18 protein-coding genes are annotated in these 15,079 nt (G+C 65.5%); 15 read left to right on the top strand and 3 right to left on the bottom strand.

All coding sequences use genetic code 11. The features are described 5' to 3' along the window. Positions 1 to 102: 102 nt before the first annotated feature. The 9 genes from AXYL_RS21620 (at position 103) to AXYL_RS21580 (ending at position 6,792) form a co-directional block, all read left to right on the top strand. Complete coding sequence (locus AXYL_RS21620) at positions 103 to 1,077, top strand: membrane protein (protein WP_013394992.1); 975 nt, start codon at positions 103 to 105, stop codon at positions 1,075 to 1,077. Continuing rightward, a complete protein-coding gene (ccoS, locus tag AXYL_RS34215) occupies positions 1,074 to 1,250 on the top strand; it encodes a cbb3-type cytochrome oxidase assembly protein CcoS (RefSeq protein WP_013394991.1) in 177 nt (58 codons plus the stop codon). Before AXYL_RS21620 ends, ccoS begins: the two co-directional genes overlap by 4 nt. A gap of 136 nt (positions 1,251 to 1,386) precedes the next feature. Next, a complete protein-coding gene (gene ccoN / locus AXYL_RS21610) occupies positions 1,387 to 2,874 on the top strand; it encodes a cytochrome-c oxidase, cbb3-type subunit I (protein WP_013394990.1) in 1,488 nt (495 codons plus the stop codon). Positions 2,875 to 2,884: 10 nt separating this feature from the next. Further along, on the top strand, positions 2,885 to 3,616 hold the full coding sequence (ccoO, locus tag AXYL_RS21605; protein WP_013394989.1) for a cytochrome-c oxidase, cbb3-type subunit II: 732 nt from the start codon (positions 2,885 to 2,887) through the stop codon (positions 3,614 to 3,616). Positions 3,617 to 3,618: 2 nt separating this feature from the next. Then, entirely contained in the window at positions 3,619 to 3,795 is a 177-nt protein-coding gene (locus AXYL_RS21600; protein WP_013394988.1) for a cbb3-type cytochrome oxidase subunit 3, read from the top strand. Continuing rightward, entirely contained in the window at positions 3,792 to 4,742 is a 951-nt protein-coding gene (ccoP, locus tag AXYL_RS21595; RefSeq protein ID WP_013394987.1) for a cytochrome-c oxidase, cbb3-type subunit III, read from the top strand. The genes AXYL_RS21600 and ccoP overlap by 4 nt, the downstream gene beginning before the upstream one ends. A gap of 76 nt (positions 4,743 to 4,818) precedes the next feature. Beyond that, the gene (gene ccoG, locus AXYL_RS21590) at positions 4,819 to 6,309 is read left to right on the top strand and encodes a cytochrome c oxidase accessory protein CcoG (protein WP_013394986.1); all 1,491 of its coding nucleotides are present in this window, start codon (positions 4,819 to 4,821) and stop codon (positions 6,307 to 6,309) included. Between the two features lie 20 nt (positions 6,310 to 6,329). Continuing rightward, positions 6,330 to 6,539, top strand: a complete 210-nt coding sequence (locus AXYL_RS21585; RefSeq protein ID WP_013394985.1) for a FixH family protein — start codon at positions 6,330 to 6,332, stop codon at positions 6,537 to 6,539. A gap of 16 nt (positions 6,540 to 6,555) precedes the next feature. After that, entirely contained in the window at positions 6,556 to 6,792 is a 237-nt protein-coding gene (locus tag AXYL_RS21580) for a hypothetical protein (RefSeq protein ID WP_013394984.1), read from the top strand. A 75-nt stretch (positions 6,793 to 6,867) separates the two neighbouring features. Here AXYL_RS21580 and AXYL_RS21575 read toward each other — a convergent pair whose 3' ends face one another. Beyond that, the gene (locus AXYL_RS21575) at positions 6,868 to 7,209 is read right to left on the bottom strand and encodes a zinc ribbon domain-containing protein YjdM (protein WP_013394983.1); all 342 of its coding nucleotides are present in this window, start codon (positions 7,207 to 7,209) and stop codon (positions 6,868 to 6,870) included. 108 nt (positions 7,210 to 7,317) lie between these two features. Further along, a complete protein-coding gene (locus tag AXYL_RS21570) occupies positions 7,318 to 8,250 on the bottom strand; it encodes a LysR family transcriptional regulator (RefSeq protein ID WP_013394982.1) in 933 nt (310 codons plus the stop codon). A 127-nt stretch (positions 8,251 to 8,377) separates the two neighbouring features. Between AXYL_RS21570 and AXYL_RS21565 the strand changes: the two genes are divergently transcribed. From AXYL_RS21565 to AXYL_RS21540, 6 genes are all read left to right on the top strand, one after another. Beyond that, the gene (locus AXYL_RS21565; RefSeq protein WP_013394981.1) at positions 8,378 to 9,352 is read left to right on the top strand and encodes a Bug family tripartite tricarboxylate transporter substrate binding protein; all 975 of its coding nucleotides are present in this window, start codon (positions 8,378 to 8,380) and stop codon (positions 9,350 to 9,352) included. Between the two features lie 7 nt (positions 9,353 to 9,359). Beyond that, complete coding sequence (locus AXYL_RS21560) at positions 9,360 to 10,394, top strand: 4-hydroxythreonine-4-phosphate dehydrogenase PdxA (RefSeq protein ID WP_013394980.1); 1,035 nt, start codon at positions 9,360 to 9,362, stop codon at positions 10,392 to 10,394. A gap of 46 nt (positions 10,395 to 10,440) precedes the next feature. Beyond that, on the top strand, positions 10,441 to 11,613 hold the full coding sequence (locus AXYL_RS21555) for an L-rhamnonate dehydratase (protein WP_013394979.1): 1,173 nt from the start codon (positions 10,441 to 10,443) through the stop codon (positions 11,611 to 11,613). A gap of 2 nt (positions 11,614 to 11,615) precedes the next feature. Beyond that, complete coding sequence (locus tag AXYL_RS21550; protein ID WP_013394978.1) at positions 11,616 to 12,545, top strand: dihydrodipicolinate synthase family protein; 930 nt, start codon at positions 11,616 to 11,618, stop codon at positions 12,543 to 12,545. A 104-nt stretch (positions 12,546 to 12,649) separates the two neighbouring features. Then, positions 12,650 to 13,573 (top strand): ABC transporter ATP-binding protein, encoded by a 924-nt coding sequence (locus AXYL_RS21545; protein ID WP_013394977.1) that lies wholly within the window; start codon positions 12,650 to 12,652, stop codon positions 13,571 to 13,573. Continuing rightward, positions 13,570 to 14,331, top strand: coding sequence for an ABC transporter permease (locus AXYL_RS21540; protein WP_013394976.1), 762 nt, complete (start codon positions 13,570 to 13,572; stop codon positions 14,329 to 14,331). The genes AXYL_RS21545 and AXYL_RS21540 overlap by 4 nt, the downstream gene beginning before the upstream one ends. Before the next feature lie 25 nt (positions 14,332 to 14,356). On the opposite strand, the gene AXYL_RS21535 is transcribed toward AXYL_RS21540, so the two are convergent. Continuing rightward, a complete protein-coding gene (locus AXYL_RS21535) occupies positions 14,357 to 15,055 on the bottom strand; it encodes a glutathione S-transferase family protein (RefSeq protein ID WP_013394975.1) in 699 nt (232 codons plus the stop codon). Between the last annotated feature and the right edge of the window lie 24 nt (positions 15,056 to 15,079).

The following is a 15,079-nucleotide window of genomic DNA, read 5'->3' as shown; positions in this document are numbered from 1 at the left end:
TCCGGGCGGCGCCGAGCCCGTCCGCGTTGCCGGGGCAAACCGGCCGGACCCGCCTTGATCCAGATCAAGGCAGTCTTGTAACGCGCTGAGTAACATCGGCGCATGCGAGCAAAATCGATCTTCGCCGTCCCGGCCAGCCTGTCCGACGCCGACCGCCAGCAGCGCCGCCATGCGCTGGTGCGCCTGTCGCTGGCGTGGCTGGCGATGATGCAGGTGATGATGTTCGCCTGGCCCGGCTACCTGCGGCACGAAAGCATGCCCGCCGATGCGCTGGAAACGCTGGACTGGGCCATCGTGCTGATGAACTGGGCCAGCTTCGCGCTGACCGTGCCGGTGGTGGTGTATTCGGCCTGGCCGATCTGGCGCCACGCGGGCGACAACCTGCGCCACGGCCGCGCCGGCATGGACGTGCCGGTGGCCCTGGGCATCGTCGCCGCCTTCATACCCAGCGTCCACGCCACCTATACGGGGCGGGGCGAGGTGTACTTCGACTCGGTCACGATGTTCGTGGCCTTTCTGCTGACCGCGCGCTACCTGGAACTGTGCGCCCGCCAGTCCTTCGGCGGCGCGGCGGGCGGATCGCGCCACGAGCGCGTGGAGGCGCAGCGTCTGGACCTGGGCGCGCGCGCCGACCGGCTGGCCTCGCGCTTCGTCATGGCCCAGGTCGCGCTGGCCCTGGCCGCAGCGGCCGCCTGGGCCTACATCGATCCGGCGCACAGCATCCCGGTGATGGTGGCGCTCTTGGTGATGAGCTGTCCCTGCGCCATGTCGATGGCGGTGCCCACCGCCATGGCCTCCGCCCATTCGGCGCTGGCCGCCCATCCCCACATGCCCGACGCGGCGCTGGATGAGCTGTTGGGCGAGGCGCGCCGCCGCGCGCGCCAGAACCTGTACGGTTCGCTGATCTGGCATCTGCTGATGACGCCGCTGGCGCTGATCGGCTGGGTCACGCCGTGGCTGGCCGCGATCACCATGCTGGTGTCCTCGCTGGCGGTGGCCTACAACTCGTGGCGCCTTTGCCGCCGCGACTGGTCTGGTGCGCCAGCGCCCGCCGCCGCGCTGGAAGCGGCGCAATGACCATCCTCTATCTGCTGCTGCCCTTGTCCCTGCTGTTCGTGCTGGCCATCGGGGTGTCGCTGTGGTGGGCCGTTTTCAACGGCCAGTACGACGACACCGACGACGCGGGTCGCGCCATCCTGCTCGATGACGACAGCGGACCCGCCAGCCGCGCGGCTGAACGCCGCGTTTGATTTCGCGCCTGGACCCGTTGCGCCGGCGCCGCGTTCCCCTGCGCGCAGCCAGATGCTTGATCCAGATCAACGCTGCCCCTTGTGACTAGTCCCATCATTGCAGTCTGGAGCTATTTGTTACTTTAGGGGAAGGGCGATGAACGATTGCGCCGCAATCGCAAGCAAGGCCGACACCTTCAACTACAAGATCGTGAGGCAGTTCGCGCTCATGACGGTAGTGTGGGGCATCGTTGGCATGGCTGTGGGCGTTTTTCTCGCTGCGCAGCTTATCTGGCCGCAGCTGAACTTTGACACCGCATGGCTGAGCTATGGCCGCCTGCGCCCGCTGCACACCAACGCGGTGATTTTCGCCTTTGGCGGCAGCGCGCTGTTCACGACCTCGTACTACGTGGTCCAGCGCACCTGTCAGGCGCGCCTGTTCTGCGGCCCGCTGGCCGCGTTCACGTTCTGGGGCTGGCAGATCGTCATCGTCGCCGCCGCCATCACCTTGCCCATGGGCTTCACCAGCAGCAAGGAATACGCTGAACTGGAATGGCCCATCGACATCCTGATCACCCTGGTCTGGGTGGCCTATGCCATCGTGTTCTTCGGCACCATCATCAAGCGCCGTTCCAAGCACATCTACGTGGCCAACTGGTTCTTCGGCTCGTACATCCTGACCATCGCCATCCTGCACATCTTCAATAACATCGAGATGCCGGTGTCGCTGTGGAAGTCCTATTCCGCCTACTCCGGCGTGCAGGACGCCATGGTGCAGTGGTGGTACGGCCACAACGCGGTGGGCTTCTTCCTGACTACCAGCTTCCTCGGCATGATGTATTACTTCGTGCCCAAGCAGGCCGGCCGTCCCATCTATTCCTACCGCCTGTCCATCGTCCACTTCTGGGCGCTGGCTTTCACCTACATGTGGGCGGGCCCGCACCATCTGCTGTACACCTCGCTGCCGGACTGGACCCAGTCGCTGGGCATGACCTTCTCGCTGATCCTGCTGGCGCCGTCCTGGGGCGGCATGATCAACGGCATCATGACCTTGCAGGGCGCCTGGTACAAGCTGCGCACCGATCCGATCCTGAAGTTCATGGTGACGGCGCTGTCGTTCTACGGCATGTCGACCTTCGAAGGTTCGATGATGTCGATCCGCACGGTCAACGCGCTGTCGCATTACACGGACTGGACCATCGGCCACGTGCACTCGGGCGCGCTGGGCTGGGTCGCCATGATCTCCTTCGGCTCGCTCTACTACCTGATCCCGCGCCTGTATGGCCGCGAAAAGATGTACAGCGTCAAGGCCATCGAACTGCACTTCTGGATCGCGACCATCGGCGTGGTGCTGTACATCGCCGCCATGTGGATCGCCGGCGTGCAGCAGGGCCTGATGTGGCGTGATACCGCCAGCGACGGCACCCTGGTCTACAGCTTCGTGGAAGAACTGAAGACGCGCGTCCCGTACTACCTGATCCGTTTGCTGGGTGGCACCTTGTTCCTGTCGGGGGTTTTCGTCATGGCCTGGAACGTGTGGATGACGGTGCGCGGCGCGCAGCCGGTCAACCCCGCCATTCCGCAAGACGATCCCCATGCCGCACGCCAGCCGGTCCCCGTGACCGCCGCGCCGGCCACTGTTTGACGAGGACATCATGGCCAACAAGAAATCTGGTTTCTTTTCCCACCAGACGCTCGAGAAGAACATCGGCTGGATGATCATCGCCAGCATCCTGGTGGTGTCCTTCGCGGGCCTGGTCCAGATCGTGCCGCTGTTCTTCCAGCACAGCACGACCCAGCCCGTCGCGGGCGTCGAACCCTACAGCCCGCTGCGCCTGATGGGCCGCGACGTCTACATCCGCGAAGGCTGCGTCGGTTGCCACTCGCAGCAGGTGCGGGTGCTGGCGGCCGAAGTGCAGCGCTACGGGTCGTATTCGATCGCCGCCGAATCGGTGTTCGACCATCCGTTCCTGTGGGGCTCCAAGCGCACCGGTCCCGACCTGGCGCGCGTGGGCGAGCGCTACTCCGACGACTGGCACCGCATCCACCTGCGCGATCCGCGCAAGGTGGTGCCGGAGTCCAACATGCCGGCCTATCCCTGGCTGGAAAAGACCGTCATCACCGGCGAGAACGTGAGCGCCCGCATGCGCGCCCTGCGCAAGCTGGGCGTGCCCTACACGGACGAGGAAATCTCGGCGGCGCCCCAGGCCATCGAAGGCAAGACCGAGGAAGACGCGCTGGTCGCCTACCTGCAAGGGTTGGGCGTGGGCGTGCGCAAGGCCAAGCAGGCCGAACAGGCCAAGCAGGCGGAAGCGGCCAAGAAGGCGGCCCAGTCCGCCGCGCAGCCCGCCACTCAAGCCGCCGCGCCCGCGGCCGCGGGAGGCTGATCATGCTGGGCTACCTGAGCGCAATCGTCACCGCCATCTCGATGGCAACTTTCTTCGGCATCGTCTGGTGGGCCTGCTCGCGCGGCCGCCAGAGCGCCAACCGCGAATCGGCCATGCTGCCGTTCGCACTGCCCGATGAGTTCGGGCAGGGACAACAAGATGGAGCGAATCGGTCATGAGCGATTTCGTCAATGGCTTCTGGGGGTATTTTATCTCGATCGTCGCCGTGGGCGGCGTGGTCTGGTGCGTCTGGCTGCTGTACACGCAGCGCCGCTGGCTCAGCACCAAGCCAGCCAATGGCAAGGTCGAGGACACGGGTCACGTCTGGGACGGCGACCTGACCGAGCTGAACAACCCGGTGCCGGGCTGGTGGACCTGGATGTACCTGCTGGCCTGCGCCTTCGCCCTGGGCTACCTGTTCTTCATGCCGGGCCTGGGCGAATACAAGGGCCAGCTGGGCTACAGCAGCACGGAAGAAGTGGCCAGGCAGCAGGCCAAGATGGCCGAGGCCGTACGCCCGATCTACGCGCGCTTCGAAACCATGGACATTCCGCAGATCGCCCAGGATCCGGGCGCCCGCGAAATCGGCCAGCGCCTGTTCCTGAACACCTGCGCGCAATGCCATGGCTCGGACGCCAAGGGCGGACCCAGCTTCCCCAACCTGGCCGACGGCGACTGGCTGCATGGCGGTTCGCCTGAAGCCATCACGCAGACCATCACGCAGGGCCGTATCGGCGTCATGCCGCCGTGGAAGGCCGCGATCGACGCCAAGACCGCTGGCGACATCGCGCAATACGTGCGTTCGCTGTCGGACCTGACGGCCGATCCGGTCCGCGTGTTCCGCGGCAAGCGCGAGTTCGCCAATTACTGCGTGGCCTGTCACGGTGTCGACGGCAAGGGCAATCAGGCGCTGGGCGCGCCCAACTTGACGGACGACGTCTGGCTCTACGGCAGTTCCGAGGCCACCATCGTCAAGACCATCCTGGATGGGCGCGATAACCGCATGCCGGCGCACGGCGACATCCTGACGCCCGAGCAGATCAAGATCCTGACGGCATGGGTGTGGGGCCTGTCGAACAAACCCGAAGCGACGGCGAGCGCCGCGCCGGCCACGGCAACGAAGTAAAGGCTTTACAGAGCTTGTCCGGGGGCCGCGCCTGGCGCGGCCCCCATATCACTGGACTTACAGCAGGGAGCAGCAAATGGAAGATGGGTCAGCCGCAAGGGTCGGCAATTCGCCTGACGGTGACCCGCCGCCCTGGCGGCCGCACGTGAGGCCGCCGCGTCCCGGGACGGAAACCCTGGAACAGACGCTGGCGGGCGTGCGCAGCAAGATCTACCCGCGTTCTGTCAGCGGCATCTTCGCCCGCTGGCGCATCGCGTTTGTCTTTCTTACGCAGCTGATTTTCTACGGTCTGCCCTGGCTGCAGTGGAACGGCCGCCAGGCGGTGCTGTTCGACCTGGGCGCGCGCAAGTTCTATCTATTCGGCCTGGTGCTGTGGCCGCAGGACGTGGTCTACCTGGCTGTGCTGCTGGTGATCTCGGCGCTGGCGCTGTTCCTGTTCACCGCGGTGGCGGGACGGCTGTTCTGCGGCTACGCCTGTCCGCAGACCGTCTATACCGAAATCTTCATGTGGATCGAGCGCAAGGTCGAAGGCGACCGCGTCGCGCGCATCCGCCTGGACGAATCGCCCTGGACCTGGCGCAAGGCGCGTCTCAAGATCACCAAGCACTTCCTGTGGATCGCGCTGGCCTGGTGGACGGGCTCCACCTTCATCGGCTATTTCGCTCCCATCCGCGAACTGGGCCATGAGCTGTTCGCGCTGCAACTGGGCCCCTGGCAGTGGTTCTGGATGCTGTTCTACGGCTTCGCCACCTGGGGCAACGCGGGCTTCATGCGCGAGTCCGTGTGCAAGTACATGTGCCCCTACGCACGCTTCCAGAGCGTGATGGTGGATCCCGACACCTTCGTGGTCACCTACGACAAGCGCCGCGGCGATCCGCGAGGCGGCCGTTCGCGCAAGGTGGACCACAAGGCCGCCGGGCTGGGCGACTGCGTCGATTGCAGCCTGTGCGTGCAGGTCTGTCCGACCGGGATCGACATCCGCGACGGCCTGCAATACATGTGCATAGGCTGCGGCGCCTGTATCGACGCCTGCGAGCAGGTCATGGACAAGATGCAGTACGAGCCGGGCCTGATCCGCTACACCTCGGAACGCGCCATGCTGGACGGGCTATCCACCAAGAGCGCCCGTTCCCATCTGCTGCGTCCGCGGGTGCTGATCTACGGCACGCTGATCCTGGCGCTGGCCATTGCCTTCGTGGTCTCGCTGGCCCTGCGCAACCCCTTGCGGGTGGATGTGATCCGCGACCGCGGCGCGCTGGGACGCGAAGTCGCCGGCGGCATGATCGAAAACGTGTACCGCCTGCAGATCATCAATACTTCCGACCAGCCGATGCGCTTGCAGCTCGCGGCCGAAGGCATGCCCGGCCTGAAGGTGATGATGGGGCAGCAGGGTTCGGATACGGTCGACGTCGAAGCGGCGGCCAACAAGCTGGTACCCATGGTGATCCGCGCGCCGGCCGGCGCCGAGCCCGGCGCCCATGCCATCACGCTGCGCGCGCGCGGCCAGGACGGCGAGAGCCGTCCGGTCGAGACCGACGAGCCCGCCAGCTTCTATGTACCCGACTGAGCATTGAAAAGGACATGCCCATGAACCCCGCCCAATCCGCCAAAGCCGCCAAGCCCTGGTACCGCGAACCCTGGCCCTGGATCCTGATGGCAGGCCCGTTCGCGGCCATGATAGGCTGCTTCATCACGATCTACTTCGCCTTCTCGAACTTCAGCAACCAGCCGATCCAGGAGGGCGTGGTCAAGCGCGGCCTGGTCATCGAGCAGGTTGCGCCCAGCGCCAATCCGTAACCCGGGAGAACAACAGATGGGCTTGCGATCATTGATGTGGATCCTGTGGCCGTCGTTCATGGCGGCCGCGGCGGGGAGCGCGCTGATCTTCGCCCTGATCGATCCGCTGGACGTGGCGATTTTCGGCCACGTCCCTACGGGACGCACGGGGTTCTATACCGTGTCTTTCTTCGTGCTATGGGTGATGGCGGGACTGTCCAGCACGCTGACGGCGTACCTGATGCCCAAGCCGGAAGAAACCGAGGATCTGTAGGATGGGCAGGGCGCGCAAGACTTCCGGCAAGAACCCGGAAGCTCCACCGCGCGCAACCCACCACGCGCCGCGCTGCTAGACCTTCTTCACGAACTCCGACTTCAAGCTCATCGGTCCGAAGCCGTCGATCTTGCAGTCGATGTCGTGGTCGCTATCGACCAGGCGGATGCCCTTGACCTTGGTGCCCATCTTGATCACGCCGCCCGACCCCTTGAGCTTCAGGTCCTTGATGACGGTGACGGTATCGCCGTCCTGCAGCACGTTGCCGGCCGAATCGCGATAGACCTTGGCCGCCTCGTCGGAGGACTCGGCGGCTTGCGACGACCATTCGTGCGCGCATTCCGGGCAGACGTAGAGGGCGCCGTCTTCATAGGTGTATTCGGACTTGCACTTGGGACAGGCGGGCAATGCGCTCACGTGTGGACCTCGATCAAAAAAAAGCGCGATGCGCAACACGCGATTGTACTGCGCCAGACCTGTTTTTCCCCGCGCCGGGGGCCGTTTTCCCCTTTACATTGCGCGGCCTCAAACCGTCTTGTCGCCATGCAGCAGGCCTACGAAATGACGCGCGGCCGCGCTCAGCGGCCGGTCCCGCGGCACGATGCTGCCGAAGGCGGTGAGGCTCTGCCGGATCTGGTAGGGCAGTATCGCCAGGAGGCCATGCGCCGCGTAGCGGCTGGCCACTGATTCCGGTATCACCCCCAGCATGGTTGATTTCATCGCCAGGTTGGTGGTGGTCAGGATGGAGGCCGATTCGATCAGTCCCTTGGGTGTGGCGGCGTTGTGCGAACGGAACTCCTGTTCGATCACGTCGCGCATAGGACTGCCATGCGGCTGCAGCACCCAGGGATACGCCAGCATGGCCTCGAAGCCCACGCGCTTGCGGCCGGCCAATGGATGGTCCACCGCCGCGATCACCGACAAGGCCTCGTCGCCGATGGGGCGAAAGACGTACTGGCTGTCGGAGAGTGTCAGCATGCGGCCGATCACCACGTCCAGCTTGCCCTCGTTCATGCGGCCGATCAGCAGGTCGCTGGTGCCGGTGGAAATCTCCACCGCCAGCAGCGGATAGGTTTGCTTCAGCCGCAGCAGGGCGTCGGTCAGGTGGCCGGGCGAGGCCGCCATGATGCTGCCGATGAACAGCTTGCCGGCGCTGCCCAGGCGCAGCTCCTCCAGTTCGCGGGCCAGCGACGAGACCGTCCCGCGCATGCCCCGGAAGTATCCCATCACGCACTCGCCGGCCGCGGTCAGGGCCAGGCCGCGGCCGACCCGGCCATACAGCGGCTGGCCGATGGCCAGCTCCAGTTCGTGCAGCATCTTGCTGGCGGCGGACTGGGTCATGTTGAGCTGGCTGGCGGCCGCGCGCAGGGTGCCGCGCTCTTCGATCGCCAGCAGCAGGACGATCTGCCGCATGCGCAGGCGGGCCAGCAGGGCGGGGACGTGGATGGCGCGTTCCATGATTGATCGCCTCAGGTGAACGATTGGTGCAAAAGTTTCATTTTACGGAAACGAAGCTTCTTTCTAAGATGGACCCATAAAAGATTGCCCGTCCCAGGGCAAAAAAACATCAACCAAGGAGACAACCATGAAGACTCGGCTATTGGCCGCGATGGCGGCCGGCGCCCTGTGCCTGTCGGCCCTGGCGCCTGCCCAGGCGCAAAACGCCGACTGGCCCAACAAGCCCCTGCGCCTGCTGGTGGGATCGGCCCCGGGCGGCGGCACCGACGCCATGGCGCGCGCGGTGGCCGACAAGCTGGGTCCTCTGCTCAAGCAGACCGTGGTGGTGGAGAACAAGCCCGGCGCATCCAATACGCTGGCGGCCGACCTGGCGGCCAAGTCCACCGACGGCCACACCATGGTGATGGGCGTCTCGACCGCCCACGCCATCGCGCCGCACCTGTTGAAGCTGGGCTACGACAACGACCGCGACCTGACGCCGGTGGTGTTCGTGGGCGCCGTGCCCAACATCCTGGTGGTCAACAACGACGTGCCGGCCAAGTCGGTGCTGGAACTGGTCGCGCTGCTCAAGAGCAAGCCGGGTACCTACAACTTCGCCAGCAGCGGTTCCGGCAGCACCCAGCACATCGCCGCCGAACTGTTCAAGGACGCCACCGGTGTGCAGATGATCCACATCCCGTACCGCGGCAGCGGCCCGGCGCTGGTGGACTTGATGGGCGGCCAGGTGCAGATCGCGTTCGAGACCGCGTCTTCCGTGATTCCCCATATCAAGAGCGGCAAGGTGCGCGCGCTGGCCGTCCTTAGCGCCAAGCGCAACGCCCAGCTGCCCGACGTGCCGACCATGGCCGAAGCCGGCGTGCCCGGCGTGGAAATGAGCGCCTGGTATGGCATCTACATGCCCAGCGCCACGCCCGCCGCCAACCAGAAACGTATCCATGACGCGGTCAACGGCATCCTGGCGCTGCCGGACACGCAGGCCCGCCTGCAGGCGATCGGCGCCGACATCAACCCGATGACCCAGGAGCAGTTCGCGCAGTTCCACAAGAGCGAGAACCAGCGCTACGCCGGCGTCATCAAGAAGAACAACATTTCCGTGGAATGACCCAGACATGAGCACGCAGCAGAAACCCGTCATCGCCCTGACCCTGGGCGATCCCGCCGGCATCGGCGCCGAACTGATCGCGCGCCTGCTGGCCAGGTCAGAAGCCACGCAGCGGGCAAACATCGTGCTGGTGGGCGACGAGTGGCTGTGGCGCGAAGGCCAGCGGGTGGCGGGCGTGCAGGTCGCCACCCAAGCCGTGGACAGCATCGAGGCGGTGCGCGGCCGGCCGGACAGCGGCGCGCCCGCCTGGCTGGCCATGGACACCATCCAGCCCGGCCAGGTGCACCTCGGCCAGGCCGAGGCGGCGGGTGGCGCATCCGTGCTGCGGGTGCTCAACGCCTGCATGGACGCGGCGCGCGACGGCCATGTCGACGCCATCTGCTTCGCGCCCCTGAACAAATACGCCATGAAGCTGGGTGGCCTGGGGCACGATGACGAACTGCACCACTTCGCGCAGTACCTGGGCGTGACCGGCTACTTCTGCGAATTCAACACCTTGGGAGATCTGTGGACCTCGCGCGTGTCCTCGCACATTCCGTTGAAGGACGCGGCGGCCGCGCTCAGCATCGACGGCATCAAGGCCGCGACTCGTCTGATCTACCGTTCGCTGCAGGCCAACGGCATGGCCGAGCCGCGCGTGGCGGTGGCCGCCTTCAACCCGCATGGCGGCGACGGCGGCACCTGCGGCCGCGAAGAGGTGGACATCATCGCGCCGGCCGTGCGCCAGCTGAACGAGGAAGGCCTGCCGGTGCAGGGGCCGTTCCCGGCCGACACCATCTTCCTGAAGGCGCAGGCCGGCGAGTTCCAGGCCATCGTCACCATGTACCACGACCAGGGCCAGATCGCGATCAAGCTGCTGGGCTTCTCGCGCGGTGTGACGGTGCAGGGCGGCCTGCCCATTCCCATCACCACGCCGGCGCACGGCACGGCGTATGACATCGCCGGCCAGGGTCGCGCCAACCTGGACGCCACCTGGCAGGCCTTTCTGATCGCTTGCCGCATGGGCCTGTCGCACCGCGCCTCGCGGACGCAGGCGGGCTGATCCGCCGTATTCACTCCGTACCCCCAATTTCAAGCAGGAACGCTACATGAAGATCAAATCCGTCCGCGCCCGCGTCTACGAATGGACCGGCAAGACCGTGCCGCCGCAGGGCAACTTCTGCTCCAACGCCATGGACCTGCTGTATTCCAAGCAGGAAACCATGAGCACCTTCCGTTTCCACGGCTGGACCGTGGTCGAGGTGGAGACGGACGATGGCATCGTCGGCCTGGGCAATGTGGCGCTGGCGCCGCGCGTGGCCAAGGCCATCATCGACCAGTACCTGGCGCCGCTGGTGATCGGGCAGGATCCCTGGGATTACGAATACCTGTGGCAGCGCATGTACCGGTCCACCCACGCCTGGGGCCGCAAGGGCGTGACCATGGCCGCGATTTCGGCCATCGACCTGGCCATCTGGGACATCCTGGGCAAGTCGGTGAACAAGCCCGTCTTCAAGCTGTTGGGCGGCCGCACCAAGGAGAAGATCCCGGTCTATTACTCCAAGCTCTACCGCACCGACCTGAAAGCCATGCAGGAGGAAGCCCAGACCTATCTGGACCAGGGCTTCACGGCCTTCAAGATGCGTTTCGGCTATGGTCCGGCGCATCTGCAGAAGGGCGTGTCGGAGAACCTGAAATCGGTGGAGGCGGTGCGCGAGGTGATCGGCTACGACACCGACCTGATGCTGGAGTGCTACATGGGCTGGAACCTGGAATACGCCAAGCGCATCCTGCCCAAGCTGGAGAAATTCGAGCCACGTTGGCTGGAAGAGCCGGTCATCGCCGACGACATCGACGGCTATGCGGAACTGAACCAGCTGACCTCGATTCCGATCTCCGGCGGCGAGCACGAGTTCTCGCTCTACGGTTTCAAGCAGCTGCTGGACCGCAAGGCGGTGTCGGTGGTGCAGTACGACACCAACCGCGTGGGCGGCATCACGGCGGCGCACAAGATCAACGCGCTGTGCGAGGCCTACAGCGTGCCGGTCGTGCCGCATGCCGGTCAGATGCACAACTACCACCTCACGATGAGCACGCTGGCTTCGCCGATGAGCGAGTACTTCCCCATGTTCGACGTGGAAGTCGGCAACGAGCTGTTCTATTACATCTTCGACGGCGAGCCGGTGGCCAAGGAAGGTTTCATCGACCTGGACGACGACAAGCCCGGGCTGGGCCTGACGCTGAAGACCGAATACCTCAAGCACTTCAACTTCATCGAATAACCATGGCTACCTACCAGAACCCGCGCTATCGCGGCATATTCCCGGTGGTCCCGACCACCTTCACCGAGTCCGGCGAGCTGGACCTGCCCAGCCAGAAGCGGGCAGTGGATTTCATGATCGACTCGGGCGTCGACGGTCTCTGCATCCTGGCCAATTTCTCGGAGCAGTTCGTGCTGTCGGACGAAGAGCGCGAGATCCTGACGCGGTCCATCCTGGAACACGTCGCCGGCCGCGTGCCGGTCATCGTGACCACCACGCACTTCAGCACCCAGGTTTGCGCCGCGCGCAGCCGCCGCGCGCAGGAGCAGGGCGCCGCCATGCTGATGATCATGCCGCCCTACCATGGCGCCACGATCCGCGTGTCCGAGGAACAGGTGACGGGGTTCTTCCAGCGCGTGTCGGACGCGGTGGATATCCCCATCATGATCCAGGACGCGCCGGTGGCCGGCACGCCGCTTTCGGCCCAGGCGCTGGCGCGGATGGCGCGCGAGATCGAACACGTGGCCTACTTCAAGATCGAGACGGCGGGCGCGGCCTCCAAGCTGCGCGACCTGATCGCGCTGGGCGGCGCGGCCGTGGAAGGCCCCTGGGACGGCGAGGAAGCCATCACCCTGCTGCCCGACCTGGACGCCGGCGCCACGGGCTCCATGACCGGCGGCGGTTTCGCCGACGGCCTGCGCCCCATCATCGAGGCCCACCGCGCCGGCAGGCGGGACGAGGCCTACCGCCTGTACGAACGCTGGCTGCCCCTGATCAATTACGAGAACCGTCAGGGCGGCATCCTCAGCGCCAAGGCCTTGATGAAGGCCGGCGGCGTGATCGCCTGCGAGGCGCCGCGCCACCCGCTGCCGGCCATGCGCGAGGAGGTCCGCCAGGGCCTGCTGGAGACCGCCCGCCGCCTGGACCCGCTGGTGCTGCGCTGGGGGCGCTGAGCAGGGATTGCGCAGTCCGCCAAACACACTGTTCCGTCACACCGAACAAGCCTGTCACGCATGACGGTTAAAATCCCTGGCTATCCATCCAGTCGGGGGCGCGTGTGCAGCCGGTCATTTCAGTTCAGGATCTATCCAAACGGTACGCATCCGGATTCCAGGCGCTCAAGAGCGTGAACCTGGACATCCGGCGCGGCGAGATCTTCGCCCTGCTCGGGCCCAACGGCGCGGGCAAGACCACGCTGATCAGCATCATCTGCGGCATCGTCAATCCCACCGCCGGCCGCGTGCTGGCCGACGGCCACGACATCGTCTCGGAATTCCGGGCGGCCCGCGCCAAGATCGGCCTGGTGCCGCAAGAGATCTCCACCGACGCGTTCGAAAGCGTCTGGAACACCGTCAACTTCAGCCGCGGCCTGTTCGGCAAGCCGGCGGACCACGCCTACGTCGAGAAAGTGCTGCGCGACCTGTCCCTGTGGGACAAGAAGGACAGCCGCATCATGGCGCTGTCCGGCGGCATGAAACGCCGCGTCATGATCGCCAAGGCGCTGTCGCACGAACCCGCCATCCTGTTCCTGGACGAACCCACCGCCGGCGTGGACGTCGAACTGCGGCGCGGCATGTGGGAAATGGTGCGGCAGCTGCGCGAAAGCGGCGTCACCATCATCCTGACCACGCACTACATCGAGGAAGCCCAGGAAATGGCCGACCGCATCGGCGTGATCCGCAAGGGCGAGATCATCCTGGTCGAGGAAAAGCATGCTCTCATGGCCAAGCTGGGCAAGCGCCAGCTGGCGCTGACCCTGAAGGCGCCGCTGCCCGGCATCCCCACGGCGCTGGACGCCTTCCAGCTGGACCTGTCCGACAACGGCCACAAGCTGGTCTATACCTACGATAACCAGGGCGGCGGGGAAATCTCCCGGCTGCTGCACGAACTCGCCCGGCTGGAGATCGAATTCACCGACCTGAATTCGTCGGAAAGCTCGCTCGAGGATATCTTTGTCAGCCTGGTGCACGGTCAATCATGAACTTCCACGCCATCCGCGCTATCTACCTGTTTGAAATGGCCCGCGCCTGGCGCACGCTGATGCAAAGCGTGCTGTCGCCCGTGATCTCCACCTCGCTGTACTTCGTGGTGTTCGGCTCCGCCATCGGCTCGCACATGGTCGAGATCGACGGCGTGAGCTACGGGGCCTTCATCGTGCCCGGCATGATCATGCTGTCGCTGCTGACGCAAAGCATCGCCAACGCGTCCTTCGGCATCTACATGCCCAGGTTCTCGGGCACCATCTACGAAATCCACTCGGCGCCCATCTCCTACGTGGAGATCGTCATGGGCTATGTCGGGGCGGCCGCCAGCAAGTCCATCATCCTGGGGCTGATCATGCTGGCCACGGCGCGCCTGTTCGTGTCGTTCGAGGTCGCGCATCCGTTCTGGATGCTGGGCTTCCTGGTGCTGACGGCCGTCACCTTCAGCCTGTTCGGCTTCATCATCGGCATCTGGGCCGACGGCTTCGAGAAGCTGCAGATCATCCCGCTGATGATCATCACGCCGCTGACCTTCCTGGGCGGCACCTTCTATTCGATCAAGATGCTGCCGCCGTTCTGGCAGACCGCCACTCTGTTCAACCCGGTGGTCTACCTGGTCAGCGGCTTCCGCTGGGCCTTTTATGGCGTGTCGGACGTCAGCGTCGGCGTCAGCGTGGGCATGACGCTGGTGTTCCTGCTGGCCTGCCTGGTCGGCGTGCGCTGGATCTTCAAGACCGGCTACCGGCTGAAGACCTGACGCCCGCCAACGCGGGGCAGGCGCCTCAGGATTGCGCCGTCGGCGCGCGGCGCGCCAGGCCGCCGTAGGCGTCGAGCAGCCGCTCGCGCCAGGCATGGACTGGGTCGTCCCCGGCCAGCAGTTCCAGCACGCTGGTGCAGCGCGCCCACATGAACATGCCGAACACGGCATAGTCGGCATAGGCCGGCTGCTCGCCCGCCAGATAGGGCTGCTTGCCCAGCATCTGCCGCAAGGGCAGCAGCGCGGAACGCAAGGCGGCAACCTGATCCTCGTAGCCCGCGGGCAGGTCTTCCAGCTTGCCGAAGCGCTTTTCCCGCGTGGCGCGGAAATAGTCCCGGTCTTTTTCATGGATCAGGCCGTGGATGCTGGGCAGCAGCAGCCGCGCCAGCGTCGGCACCAGCGTGGTGTCGGCCCATGAATTCGCGAACAGGCTCAGCGCGCGGCCGCTGGCGCCGCCGAACAGCGAGGGCCGCTCGGGGAAGGTGTCTTCCAGATAGCAGGCGATCTGCCAGGAATCGCTGACCACATGCGTGCCGTTGACCAGCACCGGCACCAGCTTCTGGCCGGAAAAGTCGATCGCTTCCTTTTCCGTGAAGCGCCAGGGCACCGTGGTCGCGCTCAGGCCCTTGTGGGCCAGGGCCATGTGGGTTTTCCAGCAATGCGGGCTGAAGCGCAGCGAGGCATCGGCGCCGGCCAGGTCATAGAGGGTGAGTTCCGGGGTCAAGATACTGCGCTCCTTCTACGTGTC

It is taken from the genome of Achromobacter xylosoxidans A8 (assembly GCF_000165835.1).
GTDB classification, from domain to species: domain Bacteria; phylum Pseudomonadota; class Gammaproteobacteria; order Burkholderiales; family Burkholderiaceae_B; genus Achromobacter; species Achromobacter xylosoxidans_B.
Note: the sequence above shows the minus strand (reverse complement) of the source record. Positions and strands in the feature narration are given on the sequence as shown.

Excerpts from the sequence above, each read along its gene's own strand:
- AXYL_RS21550 (WP_013394978.1), top strand. The coding sequence starts at position 11,616 with ATGGCTACCTACCAGAACCCGCGCTATCGCGGCATATTCCCGGTGGTC.
- AXYL_RS21555 (WP_013394979.1), top strand. The coding sequence starts at position 10,441 with ATGAAGATCAAATCCGTCCGCGCCCGCGTCTACGAATGGACCGGCAAG.
- AXYL_RS21570 (WP_013394982.1), bottom strand. The coding sequence starts at position 8,250 with ATGGAACGCGCCATCCACGTCCCCGCCCTGCTGGCCCGCCTGCGCATG.
- ccoN (WP_013394990.1), top strand. The coding sequence starts at position 1,387 with ATGAACGATTGCGCCGCAATCGCAAGCAAGGCCGACACCTTCAACTAC.
- AXYL_RS21580 (WP_013394984.1), top strand. The coding sequence starts at position 6,556 with ATGGGCTTGCGATCATTGATGTGGATCCTGTGGCCGTCGTTCATGGCG.
- ccoO (WP_013394989.1), top strand. The coding sequence starts at position 2,885 with ATGGCCAACAAGAAATCTGGTTTCTTTTCCCACCAGACGCTCGAGAAG.
- AXYL_RS21600 (WP_013394988.1), top strand. The coding sequence starts at position 3,619 with ATGCTGGGCTACCTGAGCGCAATCGTCACCGCCATCTCGATGGCAACT.
- AXYL_RS21560 (WP_013394980.1), top strand. The coding sequence starts at position 9,360 with ATGAGCACGCAGCAGAAACCCGTCATCGCCCTGACCCTGGGCGATCCC.
- ccoP (WP_013394987.1), top strand. The coding sequence starts at position 3,792 with ATGAGCGATTTCGTCAATGGCTTCTGGGGGTATTTTATCTCGATCGTC.
- AXYL_RS21540 (WP_013394976.1), top strand. The coding sequence starts at position 13,570 with ATGAACTTCCACGCCATCCGCGCTATCTACCTGTTTGAAATGGCCCGC.
- AXYL_RS21620 (WP_013394992.1), top strand. The coding sequence starts at position 103 with ATGCGAGCAAAATCGATCTTCGCCGTCCCGGCCAGCCTGTCCGACGCC.
- ccoG (WP_013394986.1), top strand. The coding sequence starts at position 4,819 with ATGGAAGATGGGTCAGCCGCAAGGGTCGGCAATTCGCCTGACGGTGAC.
- AXYL_RS21585 (WP_013394985.1), top strand. The coding sequence starts at position 6,330 with ATGAACCCCGCCCAATCCGCCAAAGCCGCCAAGCCCTGGTACCGCGAA.
- ccoS (WP_013394991.1), top strand. The coding sequence starts at position 1,074 with ATGACCATCCTCTATCTGCTGCTGCCCTTGTCCCTGCTGTTCGTGCTG.
- AXYL_RS21565 (WP_013394981.1), top strand. The coding sequence starts at position 8,378 with ATGAAGACTCGGCTATTGGCCGCGATGGCGGCCGGCGCCCTGTGCCTG.